The 26,264-nt window shown below is 55.3% G+C and carries 22 protein-coding genes and 1 tRNA gene; 12 read left to right on the top strand and 11 right to left on the bottom strand.

The genetic code is table 11. The annotated features are described in order from the left end of the window. Positions 1-46: 46 nt before the first annotated feature. Genes ABMV07_RS06355 through ABMV07_RS06390 form a run of 8 tightly spaced genes read left to right on the top strand, consistent with a single transcriptional unit; the run spans position 47 to position 7,557 of the window. On the top strand, positions 47-1,036 hold the full coding sequence (locus ABMV07_RS06355; protein WP_196981496.1) for a thiamine-phosphate kinase: 990 nt from the start codon (positions 47-49) through the stop codon (positions 1,034-1,036). A gap of 2 nt (positions 1,037-1,038) precedes the next feature. Continuing rightward, positions 1,039-1,707, top strand: coding sequence for a uracil-DNA glycosylase (locus ABMV07_RS06360; RefSeq protein WP_088266758.1), 669 nt, complete (start codon positions 1,039-1,041; stop codon positions 1,705-1,707). 54 nt (positions 1,708-1,761) lie between these two features. Continuing rightward, a complete protein-coding gene (locus ABMV07_RS06365; protein ID WP_088266757.1) occupies positions 1,762-3,381 on the top strand; it encodes a DAK2 domain-containing protein in 1,620 nt (539 codons plus the stop codon). A 4-nt stretch (positions 3,382-3,385) separates the two neighbouring features. Further along, complete coding sequence (locus tag ABMV07_RS06370; protein ID WP_374064974.1) at positions 3,386-5,500, top strand: ATP-dependent DNA helicase RecG; 2,115 nt, start codon at positions 3,386-3,388, stop codon at positions 5,498-5,500. A 27-nt stretch (positions 5,501-5,527) separates the two neighbouring features. After that, positions 5,528-5,749 carry an acetyl-CoA carboxylase biotin carboxyl carrier protein subunit gene (locus tag ABMV07_RS06375; RefSeq protein WP_016830212.1) on the top strand — a complete coding sequence of 74 codons (222 nt, stop codon included), beginning with the start codon at positions 5,528-5,530 and terminating at the stop codon, positions 5,747-5,749. After that, on the top strand, positions 5,746-6,324 hold the full coding sequence (gene rsmD / locus ABMV07_RS06380; protein ID WP_088266755.1) for a 16S rRNA (guanine(966)-N(2))-methyltransferase RsmD: 579 nt from the start codon (positions 5,746-5,748) through the stop codon (positions 6,322-6,324). The genes ABMV07_RS06375 and rsmD overlap by 4 nt, the downstream gene beginning before the upstream one ends. Before the next feature lie 7 nt (positions 6,325-6,331). Next, the gene (gene coaD / locus ABMV07_RS06385; protein ID WP_082258443.1) at positions 6,332-6,811 is read left to right on the top strand and encodes a pantetheine-phosphate adenylyltransferase; all 480 of its coding nucleotides are present in this window, start codon (positions 6,332-6,334) and stop codon (positions 6,809-6,811) included. A 2-nt stretch (positions 6,812-6,813) separates the two neighbouring features. Beyond that, positions 6,814-7,557: a TSUP family transporter gene (locus tag ABMV07_RS06390; RefSeq protein WP_374064975.1), complete on the top strand. Its 744-nt coding sequence runs from the start codon at positions 6,814-6,816 to the stop codon at positions 7,555-7,557. A gap of 60 nt (positions 7,558-7,617) precedes the next feature. On the opposite strand, the gene ABMV07_RS06395 is transcribed toward ABMV07_RS06390, so the two are convergent. The 4 genes from ABMV07_RS06395 to ABMV07_RS06410 form a co-directional block, all read right to left on the bottom strand. Next, the gene (locus tag ABMV07_RS06395) at positions 7,618-8,385 is read right to left on the bottom strand and encodes an amino acid ABC transporter ATP-binding protein (RefSeq protein ID WP_003851262.1); all 768 of its coding nucleotides are present in this window, start codon (positions 8,383-8,385) and stop codon (positions 7,618-7,620) included. Positions 8,386-8,388: 3 nt separating this feature from the next. Then, entirely contained in the window at positions 8,389-9,333 is a 945-nt protein-coding gene (locus ABMV07_RS06400) for an amino acid ABC transporter permease (RefSeq protein ID WP_182000664.1), read from the bottom strand. Positions 9,334-9,390: 57 nt separating this feature from the next. Then, positions 9,391-10,284, bottom strand: coding sequence for an ABC transporter substrate-binding protein (locus tag ABMV07_RS06405; protein ID WP_088266753.1), 894 nt, complete (start codon positions 10,282-10,284; stop codon positions 9,391-9,393). Positions 10,285-10,353: 69 nt separating this feature from the next. Continuing rightward, on the bottom strand, positions 10,354-11,286 hold the full coding sequence (locus tag ABMV07_RS06410; RefSeq protein ID WP_374064976.1) for a DUF368 domain-containing protein: 933 nt from the start codon (positions 11,284-11,286) through the stop codon (positions 10,354-10,356). Positions 11,287-11,803: 517 nt separating this feature from the next. On the opposite strand from ABMV07_RS06410, the gene ABMV07_RS06415 reads away from it, so the two are divergent. Then, the gene (locus tag ABMV07_RS06415) at positions 11,804-13,027 is read left to right on the top strand and encodes a hypothetical protein (protein ID WP_374064977.1); all 1,224 of its coding nucleotides are present in this window, start codon (positions 11,804-11,806) and stop codon (positions 13,025-13,027) included. A 1,511-nt stretch (positions 13,028-14,538) separates the two neighbouring features. On the opposite strand, the gene ABMV07_RS06420 is transcribed toward ABMV07_RS06415, so the two are convergent. The 6 genes from ABMV07_RS06420 to ABMV07_RS06445 all read right to left on the bottom strand — a co-directional run bounded on the left by ABMV07_RS06420 (position 14,539) and on the right by ABMV07_RS06445 (position 22,279). Beyond that, positions 14,539-14,790, bottom strand: a complete 252-nt coding sequence (locus ABMV07_RS06420) for a hypothetical protein (RefSeq protein ID WP_148263745.1) — start codon at positions 14,788-14,790, stop codon at positions 14,539-14,541. A gap of 85 nt (positions 14,791-14,875) precedes the next feature. Beyond that, entirely contained in the window at positions 14,876-18,127 is a 3,252-nt protein-coding gene (locus ABMV07_RS06425; RefSeq protein WP_374064978.1) for a type I restriction endonuclease subunit R, read from the bottom strand. 3 nt (positions 18,128-18,130) lie between these two features. Continuing rightward, complete coding sequence (locus ABMV07_RS06430) at positions 18,131-19,300, bottom strand: restriction endonuclease subunit S (protein ID WP_374064979.1); 1,170 nt, start codon at positions 19,298-19,300, stop codon at positions 18,131-18,133. After that, the gene (locus ABMV07_RS06435; protein WP_374064980.1) at positions 19,300-21,267 is read right to left on the bottom strand and encodes an N-6 DNA methylase; all 1,968 of its coding nucleotides are present in this window, start codon (positions 21,265-21,267) and stop codon (positions 19,300-19,302) included. Before ABMV07_RS06435 ends, ABMV07_RS06430 begins: the two co-directional genes overlap by 1 nt. Positions 21,268-21,411: 144 nt before the next feature. Beyond that, positions 21,412-21,849: a hypothetical protein gene (locus ABMV07_RS06440; RefSeq protein WP_374064981.1), complete on the bottom strand. Its 438-nt coding sequence runs from the start codon at positions 21,847-21,849 to the stop codon at positions 21,412-21,414. Between the two features lie 10 nt (positions 21,850-21,859). Then, positions 21,860-22,279, bottom strand: coding sequence for a hypothetical protein (locus ABMV07_RS06445; RefSeq protein ID WP_374064982.1), 420 nt, complete (start codon positions 22,277-22,279; stop codon positions 21,860-21,862). Positions 22,280-22,560: 281 nt separating this feature from the next. On the opposite strand from ABMV07_RS06445, the gene ABMV07_RS06450 reads away from it, so the two are divergent. Both ABMV07_RS06450 and ABMV07_RS06455 read left to right on the top strand, forming a co-directional pair. Continuing rightward, positions 22,561-22,770, top strand: coding sequence for a hypothetical protein (locus ABMV07_RS06450; RefSeq protein ID WP_374064983.1), 210 nt, complete (start codon positions 22,561-22,563; stop codon positions 22,768-22,770). A 28-nt stretch (positions 22,771-22,798) separates the two neighbouring features. Continuing rightward, the gene (locus ABMV07_RS06455) at positions 22,799-23,242 is read left to right on the top strand and encodes a hypothetical protein (protein WP_374064984.1); all 444 of its coding nucleotides are present in this window, start codon (positions 22,799-22,801) and stop codon (positions 23,240-23,242) included. Between the two features lie 147 nt (positions 23,243-23,389). Here ABMV07_RS06455 and ABMV07_RS06460 read toward each other — a convergent pair. Then, a tRNA-Leu gene (locus ABMV07_RS06460) sits at positions 23,390-23,466 on the bottom strand. A 71-nt stretch (positions 23,467-23,537) separates the two neighbouring features. Between ABMV07_RS06460 and polA the strand changes: the two genes are divergently transcribed. Further along, entirely contained in the window at positions 23,538-26,237 is a 2,700-nt protein-coding gene (gene polA, locus ABMV07_RS06465; RefSeq protein WP_374064985.1) for a DNA polymerase I, read from the top strand. Positions 26,238-26,264 lie beyond the last annotated feature (27 nt).

The raw sequence follows: 26,264 nt of genomic DNA on the forward strand, positions 1-26,264 counted from the left end.
CTATCGAAACCACACCGGACCCCATCACCGAGGAGTACCCACCACCGTGACTGAAGAACACATCCGAAACAACCCCACCCTCAAAGAAGTAGGCGAGCAAGCCGCCATCAACGTCATCACCGCACACGCACCAAGTTCTCGTAACGGCGACGACGCAGCAGTCCTCAGTCATGCTGGTGCAAACTCCAGAGCAGTTGTCACCACCGACATGCTCGTAGAAAACCAGCACTTCCGCCTCGACTGGTCCACCCCAGCAGAAATCGGCCGCAAAGCCATCACCCAAAACTTCGCCGACATCGAAGCCATGGGAGCGCGACCCGTCGCAGCGCTGCTAGCCCTATCCGCACCCGCATATACACGACTACAGTTCGTTTCCGACCTAGCACGCGGAATCTCAGAACGCGTCAGCGACTACTCAGCAGAACTCGTGGGCGGCGACATCACCGACGGCAACGCCATCGTCTTATCCGTCACAGCCGTAGGCCAGCTCGGCGGCTCACTCCCTGAACTTGCCCTCGACCGTGCCCGCTCGGGTCATACCGTGATCGCTAGTGGAGTGATCGGAGAATCAGCCGCAGGACTAGCCTTGCTCAACAGATTCGGCAGAGACGGCATCCCCGAACGATTCATGCCATTAGTATCAGCACACTGCGCAACCTATGTTCCCGAAGGACGCGGCTTTGTCGCACGTGCCGCAGGCGTATCCTCCCTCACCGACAACTCCGATGGCCTCATCGTGGATCTGCGCACCATGGCTCGCAAATCCGGTGTAGTCATGGACTTGGACCCCAGCGCCATCCAACCCAGCGACCTCATGTATGAAGCAGCCGAAATCCTCGAAGAAGACCCATGGCACTGGGTCTTAGGCGGTGGAGAAGACCACACACTCATGGGAACAACAGCGCACGCAGTACCTACCGGATTCCGAAAAATCGGTACGGTCATTAAACGCAGCAACCAACCAACTCACGCCACCGGCGAAGTCCTCGTCGGCGGCGAAGCACCAGCATACGACGATGGATGGGTGAGCTTTTAAACATGAACAACACACCACTACCGGTTCATCCCTCATGGATAGAACCACTAGCACCCGTGACCGAAAACATCCACGTCATGGGTGACTTCCTCCGCAATGAAATCGCCCAAGGCCGTGGCTACTTGCCCGCAGGATCAGACATACTCCGTGCATTCCAATACCCCTTCGACGACGTCAAAGTACTCATCGTTGGCCAAGACCCCTACCCAACACCAGGGCACGCCATGGGACTCTCGTTTTCCACACAACCTGGCGTACGTCCACTTCCACGCAGCCTCGCAAACATCTTCAAAGAACTGTCCACTGACCTCAGCATCCCGGCTCCCACAGACGGCGACCTCACCGCATGGTCACGCCAAGGCGTAGCACTGTTCAACAGAGTCCTTAGCGTCCAACCCGGAAACGCAGGCTCTCACCGTAAAAAAGGATGGGAAATAATCACCGAAACCGCCATCCGAGCACTAGCACAACGCAACACACCACTCGTCGCAATCCTGTGGGGCAAAGACGCCCAAACAACCCAAGCATTCCTCGGCACCACCCCCGTCATCACCTCACCACACCCATCACCACTATCAGCCTCCCGCGGATTCTTCGGCTCTCGCCCATTTAGCCGAGCCAACTCCATCCTCGAACAACTAGGCACCACCCCCATCAACTGGGAACTATAAAGCCCCTGTGCAAAACCATCCCACACCCACCTTCAACCACTACACTATTTTTTCATGCCAAACATCACGTTCCTCGGTGCACACGACCTTCTCACATGGGCGACCACCGCCACCGCAGAACTCGTTGCGCGCCGGGACGAGATCAACGCCCTTAACGTATTTCCTGTGCCTGATTCCGACACCGGATCCAACATGGCACACACAATGACAGCCGCTGTGCAACAAGCCCAGAGCGTAGACAACCCAGACGACCTAGCAACAGTCGCCATGGCATTGGCCACAGGCGCAGTCAAAGGTGCACGGGGAAATTCCGGCGTCGTGCTCAGCCAAGTACTACGCGGCATAGCGCACCATGCTGACAGCGGGCGTATCGACGCCCACGTGATCCAAGAAGCTCTGCGATCCTCCCTTGACTTTGTTGCAACCGCAATTTCCGATCCCGTAGAAGGCACCGTCATCACGGTGCTCAGAGCGGCGGCAATTGCTGCAACAAATTCCACAGATAGCAGTCTTGCAACCGTCGTCCACGAAGCAGCCCATGCTGCGCGGATCGCACTGGCTGAGACACCCTCACAATTAGAAGTCCTACGAGAAGCCAAAGTAGTCGACGCCGGAGGCCAAGGCCTTGTCATCCTTCTCGATTGCCTCGAACACGTTGTCACCGGCACCGCAAGCCCATACGACGGTCAAACACCAGACACCGCAGAACAACCCCAGCAAAAACATGGCACAAGCGGCTATCTAGAAGTCATGTGCTTTATTGATGGGGTAGAAGTATCCTACCTCCATGATCTGCTGGCACCCCTCGGCGACTGCCTTGTGATCGGACCGATCAGCGAAACCTCGGCAACCGTACACATCCACTCCACCGACGCGGCTACCGTAATTTCAACACTGTACGCAACAGGAACGATCACGGATCTCCACATCGAAGTCCTCCCCGAAACCCCCAAGGTTGTGCACCCTAAACGCATCGTTCTCGCACTAACCCCACCAGGTGATCTAGCCCAGCTCTACACCGAGGCAGGAGCACTAGTCGTCGTTCGCGACGGACACCACTTTGCCATTGCACGAAGCACAAACCTAGGCCAAGCCGAAACACCACTTGCCGACGGAATCGATATTGTCAACGAACTCGTCACACGCTCTCACCAAAGCGGCGCACAAGAAGTCATCCTCCTGCCCAATGGGCTCCTGACCACCCGAGAAATGGCCGCCGTCGAACGCTCCAGCCAAGCCTTCAAACAATCCATCACCATGCTGCCAACCGGAAGCCTGGTACGCGGACTCGCAGCACTATCAGTCCACGACCCACACCAAAGCCTCGCCGTAGCAACCTATGCCATGACCGAAGCCATGAGCGGAATGCGAACAGCAGTCATCGAACGCGCAGAACACGCAGCACTCACCCCAGCCGGCGCCTGCGCCAAAGGCGACCTCATCGTCCACCTCGGCACCGAACCCATCGCCGTAGCGGAACAACCCGAAGAAGCACTCCGAATTGCCTGCCGTCGCCTCCTCGACATTGGCGGCGAACAAATACTCATCCTCGCTCGCGAAGAACTAGCGCTTACCCCCGATGACCACTCACTGACCGGACCTCACACCGATGTAGAAATCAACCAGTACGATGTAGATCGTCTCGGAGCTCTCATCGAAATCGGAGTGGAATAACACCATGCTCGGCTGGCACGACCAACGACCACTGGCACAACTCTTGCCAGCCAAAGAAACAAAAGCGTTCGCTCGACACTTCAGCTTCACCACCGTCGAAGACCTACTCCAACACTTCCCACGCGGATACTCAGCCCACGGCACCGGACTCGCAGCCGAAGCCGCAGAAGAAGGCGACATCATCACCTGCGTCGGAACCATCGTCGACACCCACGAACAACCCGATCGCAACGGACACAGCATCTACTCCGTCGTCATCTCCGACGGCTTTAGCCGCAGCACCGCCACATTTTTCCGTGCCACATGGATCAAAAAAGTCCTCACCCGCGGAGCACAAGGAATCTTCACCGGAAAACTCAAATTCTTCCGCAACACCCCACAACTCCAGCACCCCGACTTCTTCCTCTTCCCAGAAAAAGGCAAAAAAGCAACCGGAACCGGCGGAATGCAAGCACTATCAACCACCGGCGAACTCGACGACATCACCGACATCCTCGTCGCCATGAGCTACCTACCGGTCTACCCAGCCAAAAAAGCAATCCCCACCTGGCGCATCCTCGGCGCCGTCCACAACATCCTTACCCACACCCCACACATCGCAGATCCACTCCACGAATTCGCACCCCACGACCTCCCCAGCTTCGACCAAGCACTACGCGGCATCCACGAACCAGACGAACACGGCCCCCAGCCCTACATCACACGCATCAAATACAACGAAGCCCTCACCCTCGCACTCGTCATGGCACTACGACGCGCCGACACACAACGTCGACACGCATACCCCATACCTCCAACCAACGATGGCCTACGCGCGCACATGCTCAGCCACCTCCCATTCGAACTAACCGAAGGCCAACACAACGTCCTCACCGAAATAAGCACAGACCTCGCACAACCCACCCCCATGTCCCGCCTCCTACAAGGCGAAGTAGGATCCGGAAAAACCATCGTCTCACTCCTCGCCATGCTCCAAGTCATCGACGACGGCAAACAATGCGTACTACTCGCACCCACCGAAGTACTCGCAGCACAACACGCAACATCCATCACCCAACAACTCACCAACGCCGGCATCAACATCAACGTCACCCTTCTCACCGGATCACTACCCACCGAACAACGCAGAAAAGCCCTCCTCAACATCATCTCCGGCGACGCAAACCTTATCATCGGAACCCACACCCTCATCCAAGAAGGAATCGAATTCTTCGACCTCGCACTCTGCGTCATCGACGAACAACACCGATTCGGAGTCGAACAACGCGACCACCTCCGCAACCAAGGCCGCGACACCAACACCCCACACGTCCTCGTCATGACAGCAACCCCCATCCCACGATCCATCGCCATGACAGCATTCGGCGACCTCAGCGTCTCAACCCTCAAACAACTCCCCGGCGGACGACGCCCCATACACAGCTACGTCATCGACCACCAACACACCACATGGACCACACGCATGTGGGAACGCATACGCGAAGAAATCGACAAAGGCCACCAAATCTACATAGTCTGCCCCAAAATCAAAGACTCCGGTGGAGTAGAAGAAACCACCCACCAACTCACCACAGGCATACTCGCCAACTACCGCATCGCCATGCTCCACGGCGCCATGCACCCCGAAGACAAAGACTCCACCATGAAAGCCTTCGCCGCCGGAACTATCGACGTCCTTGTAGCCACTACCGTCATCGAAGTCGGAATCGACGTCCCCAACGCCACCGTCATGCTCATCCGCGAATCCGAAAACTTCGGCGTATCACAGCTCCACCAACTCCGCGGCCGAGTCGGACGAGGCGGCAACGACTCCATCTGCTTCTTCCACACAACCGCACAACCAACAACACCCGCCCACAACCGAGTCACAGCCGTCGCAGCAACCACAGACGGATTCGAACTCGCCGAAATCGACCTCACCTACCGACACGAAGGCAACATCCTCGGCACACAACAATCCGGACACACCAACAGAATCATCAGCTTCATCCACGACAAAGAACTCATCGAACGCGCCAACACCGACGCAACCCACATCGTCACACACAACCCCCAACTAGCACGCCACCTCGTCGCCGACATCGACGACACCACCCAGACCTACATCGATAAGTCATAACCACCCCCATGCGATAAAGTAACAAACATGAAGATCTGCGCCCCATTCGCCGGAATAGTCCACTATAAAGTCTCCCAAGGAGACACAGTCACCACTGGACAAGAACTCGCCTCCGTCGAAGCAACCAAACTCGAAGCACCCATCATCGCGCCGGGGCCAGGTATCGTCGCTGAAATAACGAGTAACGATTTTGACGATGTTGTTGGGGGAGACGTACTCCTCCGAGTCGTGAGTCAGGAGAAGCCATGACCCGTATCATTTCAGGTGAAGCCCGCGGACGAACCATTAAAGTTCCAGAGCACGGGACGAGGCCCACATCAGATAGAGCACGTGAAGGCCTATTTTCCTCACTCCAAGTGCGTTTTGGTTTTGCCGGTGCACGTGTCTTGGATTTATTTGCGGGATCTGGTGCATTGGGTTTAGAGGCTGCTAGCCGTGGTGCCGAGTCGGTTGTTTTGGTAGAAAACAACCCGAAGGCTGTCGCTATCATCCGTCATAATATTGCCGTTGTTGGACACCCTCACGTTGATGTCGTAGAGATGAAAGCATCCACTTATGTCGCTTCAGCACCGCAGAATCATTTCGATATGGTGTTAGCAGACCCACCTTATGATCTTGACGATCAGGCAGTCGTCGAAATGCTTCATGCACTCATTCCTGCGCTGGTAGATAGGGCAGCAGTAGTGGTTGAACGACACCGTGATTCTCCCGAAACGGCATGGCCAGCATGCTTCATGCCTACCACTCAGAAGCTAAAAAAGCGCACATTCGGGATTGCGCGAATGGACATGGCCGTTTTCCACGCTGAGCTCGTAGAGGAGTAAACACATCATGCGTAAAGCAGTGTGCCCAGGATCTTTTGACCCAGTAACTATGGGGCATCTTGACATCATTGGAAGGGCTGCCCAGCAATACGACGAGGTCACTGTTTTAGTGACTGCTAACCCCAATAAGCCCTCAGGTATGTTTACCGTCGATGAACGCCTTGCCCTCATTAAAGAATCCACCGCGCATTTCGTGAATGTCAAAGTGGATAACTGGGCAGGCCTCCTTGTTGATTACACTACGGCCCACGGTATCGATGCAATCGTCAAAGGGCTTCGAACGGCATTGGATTATGAATATGAGCTACCCATGGCTCAGATGAACCGAAAGCTATCTGGTGTAGACACCCTGTTTTTAATGACAGATCCACAATATGGTTACATTTCTTCTACACTCTGTAAGGAAGTAACTAAATATGGTGGGGACGTCTCAGATATGTTGCCACCAGCTGTAGCCGCAGCGATTGTGGAGAAAGTAAATAGCTAACTATGGGATTTGCACTTGTTGTCTTAATAATCGTAATAATCGGTTCATTACTTCAACGAATGTCTGGAATGGGGCTTGGGCTTGTCGCCGGCCCCATTCTCGCATTACTCCTTGGTCCCGTCGAAGGAATTCTCGTTCTCAACATATTGGCGGCCATTAACGCGGTTTTCATCACCATCAATGTCCGTAAACATGTCGAATGGAAAAAGTGCGCGTTGATCGGTTCAGTGCTCATTCTTGGAACAATCCCCGGTGCCTGGCTCATCACCCAAGTTTCAACATCATTACTTCAACTTCTAGTAGGATTTCTTCTCTTAGTTGCATTGGCATTAGTGGTATTCGGGGCGACTTATCTACCACCGGCACGCGGAAAGATTCCCGCAATAGTGGCGGGTATCGCTGGTGGGTTTATGAATACCCTTGCTGGGGTCGCAGGTCCTGCGATCACTGTGTATGCCCAAGCGTCAAAGTGGGATCAACAGCGCTTCGCTGCAACTCTACAACCCATATTTGTTATTTCGGGACTTGTATCCTTCATCGTAAAAATTGTCTCAGGTGCAGGAACAATTTCACAGATATCAGCATGGGTGTGGATCCTAGGCATTACCGGAATGTTTTTGGGTATCAGTCTCGGTGCTAGGGCCTCGAGAATGGTGAGCCGAACTCACGCACGAAAGCTCGCTTTGCTCTTAGCTACAGGTGGTGGGGTATCCGCTGTTGTTCGCGGATTGGCGGGGATCCTATAAAAGGTGCCCCCACGACAGAGACAGTCGTGGAGCACTCTGGTGCCTTTATAAAATCAAAACTTACAGAAGGCTTGAAAGGAATGCCTTGGTGCGCTCGTGCTGAGGGTTATCAATCACCTGTTCAGCTGGGCCTTGCTCCACAATAACGCCACCATCCATGAAAGCTACGGTATCGGCAACCTCGCGTGCGAAGCCCATCTCATGGGTAACCACGAGCATGGTCATTCCACCTTGAGCTAGTTCTCGCATAACGCGAAGTACTTCACCAACGAGCTCAGGATCTAGAGCAGAAGTGGGTTCGTCGAAAAGCATGAGCTTTGGCTCCATAGCGACTGCACGGGCAATTGCTACGCGCTGCTGTTGGCCACCGGACAACTGGGCTGGATATGCGTCTGCCTTATGCTCCAACCCCACTTGCTTGAGCAGCGCCATTCCGCGAGAACGAGCCTCCGATTCCGAGACACCCTTAACGTGCACGGGTGCCTCGATAATGTTTTCAATGACTGTTCTATGCGGGAACAAATTGAAGTTTTGGAACACCATACCGATACCGGAGCGCTGTCGGGCAGCTTCTTTTTCGGAAATTTCGTACAAAACTCCACCGCGTTCGCGATACCCAATGAGTTCACCATCAACATAAAGGCGACCACCGGAGATCTTCTCGAGGTGATTCACACAGCGAAGCAGTGTGGACTTACCCGAGCCAGACGGGCCGATAAGACACGTCACTGTTCCTTGGGGAACCTGGAGGTCGATACCTTTAAGCACACTCAGCTGGCCGTAGTTTTTACACAGTTTCTGTGCATCAATCATGAGATTGTCCGTCATGGCTTAGGCACCTTTCTTAGGAGTGCGGGGAGTGTGAGGTTTGGGTGTTTCTGCAATGATGTCAACATTCTTAGGAAGAGTGCCTTCAGCGTCAGCAAGTGCCGCGAGTTGACGTGCAGTGAGTTGACGCGTTGCGCCACGGTCGTAATACTTCTCCAAGTAGTGCTGGGCCACCATGAGCAACGAGGTAATCACTAGGTACCACGTTGCCGCAACGAGCAAAAGTGGTACTGGGTCGAAAAGTGCTGCTGCGATGTCGGTTGCACGACCATAGAGCTCAGAGGTGTAAGGGATTGCCACAACCAGCGAGGTGGTCTTCAGCAAAGAAATAAACTCGTTGCCGGTAGGTGGGACGATGATACGCATTGCTTGTGGCAATACAGTACGACGAATCGTCATCCACCAGCTCATACCTAAAGCCTTAGATGCTTCCGTTTGCCCCTCGGGAACTGCCTGGATACCAGAGCGGACAATCTCAGACATATAAGCAGCCTCGTTAAGTCCAAGACCTACGACTGCAAGAATAAACATGTTGGAAAGCAAGTTTTCCAACGAAATTTCGGTAAAACCCAAGTTGATGCCACTGTAAATAGAGCCCAATAGTCCCCAGAACACCAACTGGACGTAGACCGGAGTACCTCGGAAGATCCACAAATAGAACCACGAAATACCACGCAAAACAGGGTTTGGCGACATGCGCATAATTGCTACGATGCAGCCTAAAACGACACCCATGAGCATCGATAAGATCGTGATAGCTAGCGTATGTACTGCAGCAGAAGCGATGCGTGTATCAAAAAGATACTGGCGATAAATATCCCAGCCGTATGCATCGTTCGTGGCAGCGCTAATAAGAAACCAAACAAACAGGGCGAGAATAATAATGGCAGCGACCCAGCGGCTCGGATGCCGCAATGGTTTTGCCTGAATAGGCTGTGGGGAAGTCATGGATAAGTCCTTTTAACGAGGGGAAATAAACGGGGAAGATACACGTAAAGTGTCGAGTTAGACGGGTTTTTCGTTGATCATTCCTTGCTCAACGTAACCTTCTTTGACTCCCCACATGTTCAAAATCTTTTGGTAATCGCCAGTTTTGATGAGATGCTCCAAAGCTGCGGCGATAGCTGGTCCCAGAGGTGATCCTTTAGGGACAGCAAAACCGTAAGGAGCCGCATCGAAGATTTCACCTGTAGTAGTGAGCTTGCCCTCTGCACGTTCGACAGCCCATCCCACCACGGGGGAGTCTGCGGAAAAGACATCTGCGCGCCCTAGAACTAGTGCGGTAGCGGCTTGGTCAGAGGTGGCATAAGGAAGAATTTCTACTGGTTTTTTACCCTCGGCGATACATTTTTCTCGCAAAGGATGAGCATCATCGGTTTCTGCCACAGTGGTGCGCTGTACCGCGATGGTCAGGCCGCAGGGATCTTCGCGAGAGACTGAAGAGTCCTTTTGCACGCCCCATTGAATGCCGGCATACAAAAAATCGACGAAATCATAGTTTTCACGACGCTCGTCGTTATCTGTAAAACCGGAGGCGCCCACGTCGATTGTTCCTGCGCTTAACGACGGAAGAATTAATGAGAAGTCTTGCTGCTGAGCCTCATATTTTAGACCCATTACCGCAGATACTGCCCGCATCAAATCCATCTCCATACCAATAATGTTGTGGTTGGAGTCTTTGAATTCGAATGGTGCAAACGGTGGGTTAGCGCCTGCCACCAAAGTGCCGCGATCTGCAAGATCTTGCGGAACCATGGCAGCGATCTCGGGGACAGCGGCTGGGGTTACTTCCACCCAAGAATCCGGATGTCCTTGTTCTTCGTTGGTAACACACGCGGTAAGCGGTAATGCCAACGCGACCGTGGCACATATAGCCACAACGTGAGAGCGGATTGTCATTCTTAAAATAATACAATGATCTTCATAATATTAAGAATCCCTGCCGCAGGTATCCGCAAAACGGGGTAGTTATTTGTGGTGTGAATTCTTACGCTCAAGCAAAATTTCCGCGAACACTACGCAAGCTACAACTACTGCACCCAAGGCAATAAAACCAAATGTTGTGCCTGAATTAGCTGATGGCCAAAGAAGATCGGCATTGTCCGTCTGCCATGGCCACAGTGCGCGAAGCGAACCGAGCATCATACCGGCCATGGTGGCCAAAGTTAGCGTGTGGTGGCGAGTCATGAGAACATCGAGAACCTTGATAAAACATGCCAATCCTGTAATAGCACCGGCAGCGAATACTACTATGATGGTGAAGCTCCGGTCACTTACCGCTTGGATAATTGGTTCGTAAAAACCCAGCGCCAGCAAAATAAATGAGCCGGATACGCCAGGTAGGACGAGCGCACACACGGCAATCATCGCTACGAAGAAAACAATCAAAAGCGATGGGTCAGTCTTAGGCTCTGAGGTCATGCTCGTAGCAAAGAACGTTGCAATAGCGCCACTTATAAAAAGAAGTAGGGCTGGCAATTTCTGAGAGCTCAAACTTTCAGCCCGAATCATACGCAATGGAACCACTATTGATACCGCAACCATTCCTAGGAACAGGGCACGCGCTGTTACAGGGTGGTGGTCAACAAAGTGATGCATCACGGAAGACATAGTAAAAACGGCGCCGATCATGCCCACAGCTACCGATGCTAAAAATCCCCACTCCACGTTTTTGATAGAAGTTTTAAGCTGGGATCGATCGCCTATTAGGACACGCACAATATGGACAAGAGCATTGCCATTGTGAATTGCTCGTTCATAAATGCCGGCGACTAAAGCAACGGTGCCGCCAGAAACCCCTGGCACCAACTCTGCGAGTCCGATCAATGCGCCAAAAACCACATTGATTACTGTGTTGATGGGGCGAGTCTTATTAGTATTGGCCTTCACAGGGGAGGTCATGGTTCTGCTTTCTCGTCTCGAAGAGTGTGGTTGAATGAACTCTCCACTGTAACCTACTGCGTTAAGAGAACCTCTTTTTATCGTGAAATCCCATCAAATTTGTGACGGGATTAAGAAGGCACGCTCCGATGTGAGCCTGTCTGTTGGATTAGGGAAAATAGGAAAAACTAAAACGCCTTGTACTAGCAAAATGCTAATAACAAGGCGTAATGGGGGCTTCCGTAAACCTATCTGACCTGCGGTAATAAACGCAGGTCAGTGGTATTTTCCTCCGTGTGGCTTGTCTTTTTCCTCCACTTTTCCTCCTGCCAGCGACGATGGTCGGGTTTGGGCGAAATTCGGCACCAGCCTGTTTCCTCCACGGTTTGGGCGCGGAAATCGGATGATGGGGGCTGATCGGTCTTTCAAGTCGCTGGACGTCATTCCAATTTTGGTAGGTATGTCCCTTATCCAAACCATCTATGGCTCGTGGCTTTAGGCCACAACTGTTCTGCGCAATCACAGTAAGTTTGAAGCTATGAATCGCTACATCTCCGATGACCTGTTTAGAGTCGCTTTAGGGACAAACTCGGCTCAGCTAATTGGGCAGCACATGCTCGACTCGTTTTACCAGTCCATCGAGGCAGCAGCGGCGAAAAGCGCGTCAATGTCACTTCTAAAAGCGCTCGGTCCTGAGCCCAACTTCTTGGGAAACAACTACACCAAGCTCATGGCCGCTTCCGCGATAGGGGCTGACCAGCTCCTAATGAAATCGGTAGCGGACAAGGCTCGGGACCCGTTGGGTGCGGCCGCGCTAGGAATCAAGAGCACAGGCTCTGTCATACCCCAAGCAGCAGACGCTATGAAGTCATGGGCACGCTCGGACAAGCTCATTGGAGCAGCCACAGGGTCGCTGGCCTCAAACGCTGAGTGGGCCCTGTCGGGCCGGTCGATACAAGACATGGCCATGGGGCATATGGAAAAGCACTTTGCGGGCTTGCAGGAGTCTGTGCGGTCGATCTTTGACAAAGCGATCAAGCAGCAAAGTATGCCTTCGCTGCGCGCGATCTTCTTTCCTGCTAACCTGGTCGAGCTCGACAGCGAGTACACGCTTGAAGACGTTCTAGAATTTGTGCAGGCACACGGGGTTCCACTGATGTATGTTCCCCGTGCACGTATCGCTGCGCGTCTGCTGCGCGCCGAAAACAAGCAAGCAGTGCGCAACATACTTGGGCACGAGTTCAACAACATTGTGGACGACTGTGAAGCGGTGATGGAAGGTATCTCCTGGGACGGGCTATTTGAGTACCGTGAGTTCGTTGATGACGCAATAAACTCAATTCGTGCTGGACAAACGAAGTCGGCACAGGCAATGTTGACGGTCCTGCTCGATACAATGTCCTACCAACAGAACCCCTTTGGGGGCAGTAAAAAATACCAGTTGGGTATCACCTCGTACCAGCCTGATCGTGAAAAGAATCAAGTTGAGCTAGAGGACGAGCTCACCATGCGCGCGTCACTGGTGTGGTTTCCGATACGCAACGTCCACTTCCGATTCGACCGTAAATTGGAAGATAAAATTCCTCACGATTACGGGCGCCACCCCAGCACCCACGCAGTGAGCAAGAAGCAGTACTCGAAACGAAACTGCGTGCAGGCACTGATGGTGGTGAGTTCGCTACTGGCTCATGTCGATGACTCACATCGAAGAAGAACGCGGCTACTGGAGGGAACGGGCAGAGGGCTTGACCCAGCTCCTTGACCACCGACCGCGGTGCACTGTGTGAAGGGCTATCCCACGGGGCCGGCTGATTTGTCCCATGGCGCAAGGTGGTGGGGCGGTCGGGGCCAGTGCACCCGTCCTAGGACGGGAACGCGGTCAGGGCGTTGTGCGGTTCCTGGGGTTCGGAGTCACCCGCTCGGAAGCGGGGGAAAACTACGGGTAGATTGTTGCCGTTCTCTACCGGAGTCACCCGCCCGAGAGCGGGGAAGCGGGCGCATGTCTCCATGTCACCGCGTTTGTAGGGGTCACCCACCCATGGGTGGGGCGTATTCTTTGACCTGGCTTTTGGGAATGTTTGGCATTGGGCCACCCACCCGAGGGCGGGGAACCAGGCCCAGAACAAGGGCTGGAACATAAGCTGGAACAAGGTCTGTCACATCAAGTAGAACAGGTCCCACGCGCGAGCGTCAAGCACCAACGTTTGCCCCCGTTTTCATCAGCAGAATTTGCTTATTTTCATTAGGTCAAGTGTCTGTCCCGTCAATGGCACTGGCCTACGTGACCACACATGTGGGACGCGTGAATGAGCGAGAACAGCGGAGTGGACAGTACCTGAGATCGCTTGAAGAAGTGGTGAAACTGTACATTCCACAAGCTCGGGAACGTCAATATTGAGAAGTGAGTCAAAATGATTAACACGATTTCTCAATGTCGCGCACACTCTGACATGTTCACCGATCTTTTGCCCCTTACTTAGTCGCCGTGGGGTCGGTATCTTGTTTGGAAAAGCGTCTTTGAGTGCGGCCTTCCAAAGTTCATCGACAGCCTGCGTCACATGTTGAGGACGTGTGTCTCCCTTGTCGGGCAACATCGCTCCCCATGTTCCAAACATGATTTGGGATAACAGGTCATCGTGGTTTGTGTGGTGAGTTAGTCGGGGGTGACCAGCAAGCCTCCCGCTAACTTGTTTCCGTACGCCGTTATTAAGTTGGGAGTATTTCACTATTTTCCCACCGTTACGGAACGTAATATCTGAAAGATAAGGTAACTGACTGACCTCACGTATCCATTCACCTGACGCGACGGACTGGGAAACCGCGAATGAACGAAGTTGTTCGTCGATTGTGTTTCTGACCGCTACCTCCACCATGCCGAGAAGTTCCTGTAGTGCGCCCGAAAGATCAATCCCCCACAGGTAAAGAGCCGACGGGTCGGCGTGTGTCCTGGCACAGTCTTTGTAGGAGTTGGCACGCGCGGTGGGAATAGTTGACAAGAGGGAGCGCATATCCGAAGAAGTGGTCATTTTGAGGTTACTTTTTCGCCTAGGTTACCGAGTGTGTTGAAGTATGGGCACTGTTCACTTAATATAAGGGACGTACCGGATAAACCCAGCTGTCTGGGTGTACCTCGTAGCCCTGCTGCAAGGTATGTTCCGAAGAAGGAGACGGGTCTTGCGACCGGCTGTCCCTTTGAAGTAGCCTTACCTTTGGTAGGGCTACTTTTTTGTTTACTTCGCCCCTGTTGCACCCCTGATTGGGACTGCCCGTCTATCACCCAATCCGGCGTACACGCGCGACGTTTTTGATGTTGCGCTTGCGCCCGGGCGTGCCCGCGTATCGGGTGTTGTTGGACTGGTGACGCTGGCCAGTGATCGGGTGGACCTTGGCCGGGTTCACGGGCTCGCGGGTGGTATCTACGGCCACCTTGTGTATCTTCCCGATGGCCGTCCAGTACCGGTGCCGCGCGCTGCGCAGGATGGTCTGCCGCTCCAGCTCAGTTGCGGCCGACTGTGCCTTCTTCACTGCCCGCTGATATGTGTGCCATGTGCTTTCTCCCGGGTAGTGTAACTTGCTCTTTTGCCGTTCTACCTGCATTTTCCGTGTCCCACTACTGCTCACTCACCGCGCGGTGGGCCAGATGTGCCAGCACCTTGTTCAGGGCCTTGAGCGAGACGTCATCGCCCAGGAACAGTTCCTGAATCTCACGCGACTCGTTCATGACCTCGATCAATGCACCGACCACGGCCTTCTCAAACCCGGGCGCGTGCTCCAATTGGCTGACCGTATTTTCTGCGGCCATCTTGGCCACGTCCTCGTTCGGAGCCAGCGTGCCCCACACCTGCATGACGAACCCGCGCACCGCCTTGTTGGACGCGGGGATACCGGCTGCGGTGAGGATGGCGTTGGCCTCGTCTACGGCTTCGGTAAAAGCGATACCCAGGTCCGAGTCCGCGGCCGCGGTTCCGCCGCCCAGGGTCGGCACCTCCAGTTGCCCGTCCCCGTCCGTCAGACCCAGGTTCTCGGCCACCGACTTCGGCACCACGGCCACACCGATGATGTCAACGGTGGACACGTCGATGACATCGGACAGCCCCAAGTGCAGGTTGCGGGCCAGGTAGGTGGACAGGATTGCCCGCTTGCGCATGGTCGTGTCCTCGAAGTTGACGATCTGCGACAGGAACTCCCAGGACCTCACATACGTGTGCAGGTCGGTACGAAACGCCTTGTGACGATTCACCTCGTCCTCGTTGCCGGACATACGCGCTGCACGTAGACCATCGTTCCAGCGCTGGACGATGGGGGAGATGTGCGAGCGGAAGGTCTCGTGGTCTACGTCATCGCCCACCACCGCTGCGGCCACAGCGTCGATATCAGCGTCGGTGTAGAAGCCGGCCCCGTCAATGCGCTCGGCCACCTCGAACAAGGCAGATGGTTCCACGTCCCCGGCCAAGGTCGCGGCCGTGTAGAACTGCTTGAAGTCCGCCAGGATGGACTCTGCGTCGTTGGCGAAGTCCACCACCATCGGTGCGGTCTTGCCCGGGTAGGTGCGGTTGAGACGGGACAGGGTCTGGACGGTGGCCACGCCTGAGAGTTTCTTGTCCACGTACATCGCACACAGCCGTGGCTCGTTGAACCCAGTCTGGAACTTATTTGCCACGATCAGGACGCGGTACGCGCCGTCGGAGTCCTTGTACGCGCCCTCGGTGTCGGACAGGCCGTTGAACGACGCCTCGGTGTACACCCCGTCAGCGGTGGCACGTCCCTCGCGCAATGCCAGGTCGAGCTGATAATCCTCCATCAGCTCTGCGAACTGCTCGTCGTTCATGTCCGGGGTGCGCTGTGGCTCGCGCGGGGCTGCAATATCCAGCGAGCCGGAGTAGGCGAGAAGGGTTTTGAACTCGTCCTGCCAGTTGTTTTTGGCAATGTACTTGTTCATCTCGTGACACCAGTGGAACGCGGACTCGCGCGTGGCCGCCACCACCATCGCGCGGGCCTGACCGCCGAGCAGACCTGCCACATTCTCGCGGTAGTGGTTGACCACCACCGCCACCTTCTGGGCAATGTTGGTCGGGTGCTCCCGCGCAAACCGCACGATCTCGCCCACGACCTCGCCCTTGCTGACCATCTCGTCGCGGTTCATCGAGTCCGCGATACGGATGTAGTTGCTGTAGGTGGTGTAGTTGGTGAGCACGTCCAGGATAAAGCCCTCCTGGATGGCCTGGGCCATGGTGTAGTGGTCGAACGCCGAGCGTGTGTCCGTCTCGGGGTCGTACGTGCCGAAAATACGCATGGTCTTGGGCTTCGGCGTGGCCGTGAACGCCACAAAGGTCACGTTCGTGGCCGAGCTCGCCGCCCGGTCCTGGGCTGCAAGCACAGCCTCAATTTGCTTCTCAACCGGTGATCGGTGGGCATCGAGCGCCTTATCCAGTTGTGCTTCAACTGGTGAGTCTGTGTCCGCGGCTTCATCGAGGTCGGCAACTTCAGCGCCGATAGCCTGCGCCAGCAACTCTTTCAGCGCCGAGCTGGACTTGCCGGTCTGGGACGAGTGCGCCTCGTCCACGATCACGCACCACCGACGGCCTGCCATGTCCTTGTCCCCGTCCAGCAACTGTTTCACGACGGGGAAGGTCTGCAATGTGCAGGTGATGATGTGTCCGCCCTCGCGCAGGGCCGCGGACAGTTGCGGTGACTTCGCGCCCTGTTTCGCGTCCACGTTCACGACCAGGCCAGCGGACGCGGGCAGGAGCTTGATCTCGTCCGCGAGGTTGCGGTCGAGCACCTGTCGGTCGGAGATAATGATGATCGAGTCGAACGTCTTGGTCTCACCGCTAAAATGCCGGGCTAGGCGGTGAGCCAGCCACGCAATGGTCTTGGTCTTGCCCGAGCCCGCGGAGTGCTGAATCAGGTAGCGCTTGCCCACGCCCTCAGTCTCGATATCGCGGATGACGTTTTCCACCGCGCGACGCTGGTGGAAGCGGGGGGACACCAGGTACCCGCCCCTATCCGCCGGTTGCCACATGGCGTAGGTGGACAGAATCTGGAGCAGGCTGCGGGGTCGGAGCACGTCCCTCCACAGGTACGAGGTCTCAGACCCGTCCTCGCACGGTGGGTTGCCTGCCTGCTCGCCGTTGCCCTGGTTAAAGGGCAGGAAGATGGTCTTGTCCCCGGCCAGGACAGTGGCCATCTGTACCTCGGAGTTGGACACGGCAAAGTGAACAAGGCACCGGCCTGGTTGCAACAGGGTGCGGGTTTTACCCGGTTTGCGGTCCTTCTTGTACTGGCGGACAGCGTCCTCGATGGTCTGGGTGTTGTCCGTCTTGAGTTCCAGCGTGGCTACCGGGATACCGTTGAGCAGCAGTACCAGGTCGATGGTCTCGTTGTTGCCCGGGCGGGTGTCAAAATGCACCTGCCGGATAACACGCAGTCGGTTCGCGTCCGCACGCTCGGTCACCTCGGTCAGCAGTGGGTTGGTGGGGTAGAACCCGGCCATTGGGCCGAACGTGGCTTTACCGTGGCCTGCGGACATGTAGCTGAACCCGTCGCGCAGCACACCGAGCAGGCCGCCGATGGTGCCGCCCTTGGTGTGGTTCTTCTGCGGCGCTTTACCGAGCAGCTTGGACAGGTAGGTCAGCAGGCGGTGTTGCGCGGCCTTGGTCGCCACCTCGCCCAGGTCCGGTGGGCAAACTTTGGCGTACTCGGTCGGGTACTGGGTGGCGAGCCAGTCCAGTACGTCCCCGGGGAACAGGGCGAGGTCGGGGTCGAACCCGGTGTCGCGTGCCCCGTCCACGTACGTCCAGCCGGAGGTTGATAGGTGCTGGCAGATGGCGGTTTCAAACCCGTGTTCAAGTGTGTGGTTCATGGCTTAGTGCACCTCAATCTGTCCGGTGACGGCGGCGGTAATCAGGGCAGACCTGCGCTCGGTGAGCAGGTCTTTCAGTTCTTTGGTCTTAGCCAGCATTGCGTCGATACGTGCGGTGGTCTCGTCCAGGTGCTGGACTATGCGCTCCTGCTCGTCCAGTGGTGGGAGGGGGATACGGAACCTGGCAACCTTTTCCGCAGTGAAGTGCGGAATGGTTGCTGTACTGACTTCCAGCTCGATCTCGCCTGAGACTAATGCCAGGTGCATGGCGTAGTAAATAAACTTCCCAAGTACCTTTTCCGGGAAGGGACGTACCCGGTTAATGGAGTTTTGGAACCCCCAACCCTCAAGATCGTGGTCAAGGTATGCCGGGCGCCCGAAGCCAGCCCCGCCCTCGACTACAACAACGTCTCCGCGGCGAAGATTGAGGCGAGCGAGTTCGTCAGGTACAAACCACATCTTCTGGTCGGCAACATCAAAATCGAGTCGGCCACCAGGCTGAACGTGTGCAGCACGTAGATAAGGTGCGTGCACGTCAGTTTCATTCTTGCGGTTCGGCTGAATCATCTTTCCGAGTGCGATGTCGGATACTGCTCCAAGACTGACCAGAGGTGCGTCCGTCCCTCGAATAGCCACAACGAGTTGCTGCCTGAAACGTTCCTCCAGCAACCGGCCCAGACCATTGAGCTTGTCCAGCATCGCGTCAATCTCGCTGGTTTCGCGGTCGAGGTAGTCTGCGATGGCACGTTGGGTGTCGCGCGGTGGGAGGGGGACGGGAAACCTTCGGAGTGCTGCCCAGTCGGTACGCGGCATCTTCACGCCCGTGGTGGAAACACTGGCATGTCCGACAAAAGAGCCGGAGGATACAACGTAGTAAATGAACCTTGGGTGAGCGTGCGGGAGCGGGCGGTACACATGGATGTCACCGCCCGCTGTACCTGGCTGGGGCGCGTGGTAGAACTTGGCCAGGTAGGGCCTGAGTTTGCCAAACAGGATGTCTCCTTGCTCAAAGGGGATACCGTCGGCGTCGTAATTGGCTAGTTCTCCTGCAATGAGGTGTCCCGTACCTGACTCAATATCTTCTAGCGAGACTCGAAAATCGCGTGCAGGCGCTTTGTCTGCTACGAACTCAACTTGAGACCACAAGGGAATCTGCTGAAAAGTGGTCTCCATTACCGCTTCACCTCCTGGAACATGTCCATCAGCTCACCCATGACCTGCTGGACATCGGCGTCGATCTCGGCCAGGGGACGTACCTCCTCCGGCACGTAGAACAGGCGGGTGAACGGAATCTCGTAGCCGATCTTGGCTGCGGACTCGTCCCAGGTCACGTCCGGTGCAAACGGCAAGACCTCGCGGCGCATGTGCTCGTCCACGTCCTCGGTCAGCGGGATGCGCTCGGTCATCTTCCAGCCTGCAACGGAGACCGGGTTTCCTTTGTGATCGACTGCGGCGGGGGCGGCGTCGTCATGCACGGCCATGGCCTGCATGATTTTTGTGATGAGGCCGACGGGCATTTTGAGTCCGCGTACCTTAGCTTTGGTTTTTAGCAGGTCAGGTAGGTCATTCCACGTCGTGCCGTCTGCTTCGCGCATGACCTCGACGTGTGCGTCGGTGAAGGACTTGTGGGCGCGGGCTTGCTCCACCGCCTCGTCGGAAAACACCGCGATGTATCGCTCCTGTCGGTAGACCGGCACGTCTTTGAACCCAAGGTCGTCTGCGGTGACGATCTTGGAAATATCGGACTCCTCGAAAGCTGCGTACGCCTTGGTGATGATCTCACGATCCTTCGGGGAAAGCTCACGTCGCTTGTCACCCATACCTTTACGCATCGGGGACCACTGGTCGGCTGCGTTAATGAGCTGAATCTTGCCCCGGCGGTGTGGCTCCTTGTTCTTATCCAATATCCAGATGTAGGTGGCAATGCCGGTGCCGTAGAACATGGAGGTGGGCAGGGCGATGATCGCGTCCACCAGGTCCTCGTTGAGTAGCCAGGCGCGGATACGGTCGGGCCCGGACTCGGGAGCGCCCGTGAACAGTGGCGAGCCGTTGAGGACAATACCCGCACGCCCGCCACCGGTGTCACCGGTGGCGGGGGTGAGCTTGTGCACGACGTGGGACAGGAACAGCATTTGTCCATCGGACTTGGCGGGTAGGCCGTGGCTAAAGCGGGAGCCTTCCTGCGCGGCTTCGCGTGAGACCTCGTCATATACGGCGGACCAGTCGGAGCCGTACGGCGGGTTGGTGAGGATGTAATCGAAGGTCTGGTCCTCGAACCGGTCGCCCACTAGGGTGTCGCCCTGGAGAATGGACTCGGGCTTGTTGCCGAGCATAATCAGATCGGCCTTACCAATACCGTAGGCGTAGTCCATCAGTTCCTGGCCGTGGAGCGAGACCTGCACGTTGCGGTTGAGGGCCTTGAGTTCGTTCTTGGCCACCAGCAACATGCCACCGGTTCCGGCGCATGGGTCGTAGATGGTGCGGCTGGGGGAGTCACCGGACAGACCCGTGTCATCGGAGGAGAACAGGATGTCCACCATGAGGGAGATCGCGTCACGCGGGGTGTAAAACGCGCCCGCGCCCTTACCCTTGGTGTTGAACGCGCGGTACATGATGTCCTCGAACATGTCGCCCATCGCAGTGTCGGGGAGCAGGTCAGGGTGCATGTCGATACCTGCGAAGTGCTGTACTACGCCGAAGAGCCGGCCCGCGCCCTGGAGGGTGTCGATCTTGTCGTAGAACTTGAACGCGCGCCAGATGTCGGTCAGGTTGTAAGAGAAGGAGTCGAGGTAAGTGTTGAGGGCGGTGTCCACGTTGTCGTCGTTGCTGCCGATGGCTTTCAAATCGAGCGGGGACGTGTTGTAGAACGGCAGGTCCAGCTCGTGCAAGGCGCGAAGGCTGAGCATACGCGGGTTGACGTCCACGGTCCTACCCTTGGACATGGTCTCGTACATCCTGTCAAAGGCTTCGCGCTTGTCCGCCAACATGCACTCGATTCGTCGCAGCACAGCGAACGGGATGATGTAGTCGCCGTATTCTTCCGGCTCAACCACACAGCGCAAATACCTGTCTGCGGTGTTCCATACGGCGTTGGCCGTGGTGCTGCGAGCATGGGCGATCTGCTCAGGTGTCGGTGACATGGTGCTCCCTAAGTAAATAACAGTGGTGTGTTTTCATCATCGTAGCAGGTCCGGGCTGTTTTTCGGTGGAATGTCCCCTTGTGTTTGGGACCGGCCCCGGGGGTGGGCTGCGGGCCTGCTACAGGTTGTGCTTGTGTAGGGCTACTAGGAGGGGGCTGGGCCTACGACCAAGCTGTCTACGTAGGACTCAATCCTTTGGCCCAGCGCCTGCACAAGTGCGATGGACTCGTTGATATGGGAGAGATATTTTTCGGAACCTTCCGTGTCTCGGTAGTTGCTCAGCACCAGCGCCCCACCCGCTACGGCCATTGACGCGCGGTAGGCGAAGCGGAGGCTGTCTAGTTCGAGTTGTGTTGGGTTCTCGTTTGCAGCGAGAAACTGGTAGAACGCACGCCACGCATTGTGGTGAGTGTAGCTGCACAGCTCGCCGTACAAGTCCTCACCGATCAGCTCACCCAGTGTCTCTTTCACCATTGCGTCATACTTGACATCTTCGGTCTTGAGTTCGGGGATGACATTCTTCTTGGTATAGCGCTGAACCACCGTGTTGAGTCCGTCATACAGCTCAACAAGTCCGGGCATGGTGTGTACTTTATCCCCTGTTCATGCCATATTTGATCGCGCGCGCTGCTCGAACAGTACGCTCCTCTGGTGTGTCCTCGGGGCGGTTAATGTAGAGCAATAGCGCGATGTTTTCCAGCGCCGAGCGAGCTAGGGGTGCGACGGTCGCTGGAGTGGTGAACTCGCTTCGCATGAGTTGACCGATCTGGTGCAGGTGCGCACCGGCAACCTGCATGATGGTCCGTGCCAATTCGTCCGGCAATCGTGCGACATTGCTAATGGCAGGGTCAAGGTTCTTATTGACCTGTTCTCTAACCTTCAAGTCCCATGCCGGGTAGGAAATACCTATACCGTTGGCTGCATTGGCTATGCCGGTCGCAAGTGAGAACATCTCTTGCTTGAATTGAGCGATCCGTGGGTCGAGTCGGTCGGACTCGTGAGTTGTCATCATGGTCGCAAGTATGGCACGGGCCCCGGACACCTCGCCCGAACGCCTCGAACAAGCGGGCGAGGGAAGGAAAAGACCACCGACCTGCCAGGGGGATTAGGCAGGTCGGTGGTGGGCCGCACGCACTCGGGGCCACTTGGTCGCACCCTCGCGCTCGGGGGATGCGCTCGTTCGGTGCAGTTGTAGTCTAGCTCACATCATCAGGGTGTGCAGGGGACGAGGAAAAGCGCAGGTACCCAGACCCGCCCACGAGCCTGGCCCCTAGCTCGGGCGTGAGCACCGCAATGAGCAGACCCGATCGACGCGAGCGCACTGCGACGAAAGGCGAGATCAGTGAACAGGAATATGACAAGCTGATTGCTCAGCGTGAGACTTACCGCCTACGCCCAAAGTGCAAGAAGAACAAGGCAGTGTCCTATATTTGTCCTGCGCGGGGAGCCAGCCCGACGGTGTCGTGCCCGCTGGTTGAGGGGAAGCTCGGACGCCCGTCCTGATTTGCTCACTGTATTACCGTCCCCTGCGGTGCGCCGAGCACCCGGCAAAATTTGCACCAATGGGTGCTCACTCACAATCCCCGACGCAGAAGGCGAGCGCTTCCGTCAAGACGAACTTGTCTTTGGCTCGCGCGAACACCGGAGAATGTACGCACTGTGCCGCAACGCCATCGAATCGACCAACGCGCACATGAAAACGATGGAGGGGGAGAACGCAGGCTGCGCCATCGGCTCTACGTCCAATCGACCAGTTCGCGGGTATGCGTCCACGGCAGTCATGATCGCGCTCGGGGCGGTGTCATCCAACCTGGGAAAGATCAGCGCGTATCACAACAGAATCGAGCTTGACCAGATAGACGGGACCGACCCCTTTGACCCACGGTTCGACCCGCTTAGTGATGAATCTGTATCCGACTTTTCCTCCGGCGACGGTGACGATTTCCTCCAAAATTCCGACCAGGAAGTGGCATAAACTAACGCGCCACCACGCGGCCTGAGAACACGAAAAACCGGCTCTACCTGCGGTAGGGCCGGTTTTTGTCGTTTCGCACAGCATCGTGCTTACCGGGGGAGGTTTACGGAACGTTTTGTCCGAATAAACGGAAGCCCCCGTAATTATTGGTGCCCCTGGTGAGACTCGAACTCACACTGCACGGGTTTTGAATCCGTTTCCTCTGCCAATTGGGATACAGGGGCGCTGGAAAGAACTATAGACCATCTAGGTGGGTTTATGCCAAATCGCCTGTTCGGAGGGTGGATTCGGGCAAATGTTAGATGTACTCGTTACACTGGCCATCGTGACTTTCAATGCGAATCGACTCATGCTTATCGACGGCCACTCGATGGCCTTCCGTGCGTTTTACGCGCTGCCTGCGGAGAACTTCTCTACATCGGGTGGACAGGCGACGAATGCCGTTTACGGATTTTTGTCGATGTTGTCGTCTCTGCTCGTTGAAGAAAAGCCAACCCACGTAGCAGTTGCGTTCGACGTTGGCCGCCAAACATTTCGAACCGAGATGTTCCCTGAATACAAAGCGCAGCGTGAAGCTGCGCCACCAGAATTCAAGGGACAGGTGGAAATTATTAAAGAGGTCCTAGAGACTTTGGGAATCACCACCTTGGAAAAAGAAAACTTTGAGGCGGATGATATCATCGCTACGTTGGCTACCGCAGCGGGCCCGCTTGGTTTTGATACGTATATCGTTACTGGTGATCGCGATTCTTTCCAACTAGTAAACGAATCAACCACGGTGCTGTATCCCATGCGTGGTGTATCCGTTCTTCATCGTTTCACCCCAGAAGCGGTGGAAGAAAAATACGGATTAACTCCAGTACAGTATCCAGATTTCGCGGCATTGCGAGGAGATCCTTCGGATAATTTGCCTAATATCCCAGGTGTTGGTGAGAAAACCGCTACAAAGTGGATTGTCCAATATGGAAATCTGGATTCCTTGCTTGCTCATGCCGATGAGATTAAGGGCAAAGCTGGTAATAGCTTCCGAGAGTGTTTAGATCAGGTGCGTATGAATCGCACTTTGACTGAGATGGTCAAGGATCTCGAACTTCCTTATGCTCCAGATCAGCTCGAGCGCAAACCCGCTGATGCTTCGGCAATTGTATCTAAGTTTGATGAACTTGAATTTGGATTGAATCTCCGCGATCGAGTGATCCATGCAGTTGATGCGCAGGGGAACGTCTCTGAAGAGTCTGTAGAAGACAAGCCTGAAGTCGTCATCGACCATGAAAAACTAGCATCATGGCTTGCCAATCGTGCTGGACAGTCGCTGGCTTTGTATGTGCGAGGTCATGGTAGTCCCGCTAGTGGTGATGCTGAGTCGGCGGCGATCGTCGATAAGCAATTTCATGCTGTAGCACTTGATTTCGGTGACCTTGACGCCGATGACGACCAAGCATTTGCGCAGTGGATTGCTAGTGATTCGCCTAAATACCTACATGAAGCTAAAGCTGTATTTCATATGCTCGCAGGCAGGGGCTACACTCTCAACGGCATTGAGCATGATACTGCAATTGCGGGGTACTTATTGCGCCCTGGCCAGCGCACGTATGATCTGAAAGACGTGTATCAGCGCCATTTGCAACGTCAACTAGGCGGCGGCTCTAGCGAGAGCGGTCAACTCTCGTTGCTTGACGCACCTGATGCTCAAGAACTTGTTGACAATGCTGTAGCGATTTTGGAACTAAGCAAATCACTTACTGTGCAACTACAGGCTATCGACGCGTATGAGCTCTATCGGGAAATGGAGCTTCCGCTCGTTGGCGTGTTGGCGCGCATGGAGGCAACTGGAATTTGCGTTGATGTGGCCACATTGCGGGAACAGCGAGACGCATTTGTTGAGCAGGTTAGAGAAGAAGAAAGCGCTGCTCGGGAACTCGCGGGAGATGAGACTCTAAATCTGTCGAGCCCAAAGCAGCTTCAAGTAGTTTTATTTGATACATTAGGGCTTCCTAAGACTAAGAAGACCAAGACTGGATACTCCACGGCAGCAAAAGAAATAGAATCGCTGGCTGTTAAAAATCCACATCCGTTCCTTGATCATCTCTTGGCACATCGCGAGTTCCAAAAGATGAAAACCACTCTAGACGGCCTCATCAAAGCAGTCGGAGATGACGGTCGTATTCACACTACGTTTAATCAGACAGTCGCCTCAACTGGTCGTTTAAGCTCAACGGAACCAAACCTGCAAAACATTCCTGTACGTACTCCAGCAGGAAGGAAAATTCGCTCAGCTTTTGTTGTAGGACAAGGGTATGAGTCTCTGCTGACGGCAGACTATTCGCAGATTGAGATGCGTGTGATGGCGCATCTTTCTGAGGATCCAGGTTTGATTGAGGCTTATCAAACGGGCGAGGACCTCCACAATTACGTGGGTTCGAAGGTCTTCGATGTGCCAGTTGATCAAGTAACTCCTGAACTACGTCGCCGAGTTAAAGCGATGAGCTATGGGTTGGTCTATGGGCTTTCTGCATTTGGTCTTTCCCAACAATTAAACATCCCTGCTGGTGAAGCCAAAGTGATCATGGAAAGCTACTTCGAACGATTCGGAGGGGTAAAGCGATATCTTGACCAAGTGGTCGAACAAGCCCGAAAGGATGGGTTCACATCGACTTTGTTTGGCCGTCGACGTTACCTGCCGGAGCTTTCTTCAGATAATCGAGTGGCACGTGAAAATGCCGAACGAGCTGCATTGAATGCTCCAATTCAAGGCACAGCAGCAGACATTATTAAGATTGCAATGCTTCGTGTCGACGCCCGCCTTACCGCCGAAAACTGCCAATCGAGGGTGCTACTTCAAGTCCACGACGAATTAGTGGTCGAGGTAGCTTCAGGTGAACAAGAAAAGGTTCAACAACTTGTAGAAGAAGAAATGGACGCCGCTATTTCACTGCGCGTACCGCTGGAGGTTTCTGCAGGTGTCGGTACTAACTGGGAAGAAGCTGCGCATTAATTCCAAGCTGGAATTGAGCCCGTGGCT

This window comes from Corynebacterium belfantii (assembly GCF_041898185.1).
In the GTDB taxonomy this organism is placed as follows: domain Bacteria; phylum Actinomycetota; class Actinomycetes; order Mycobacteriales; family Mycobacteriaceae; genus Corynebacterium; species Corynebacterium belfantii.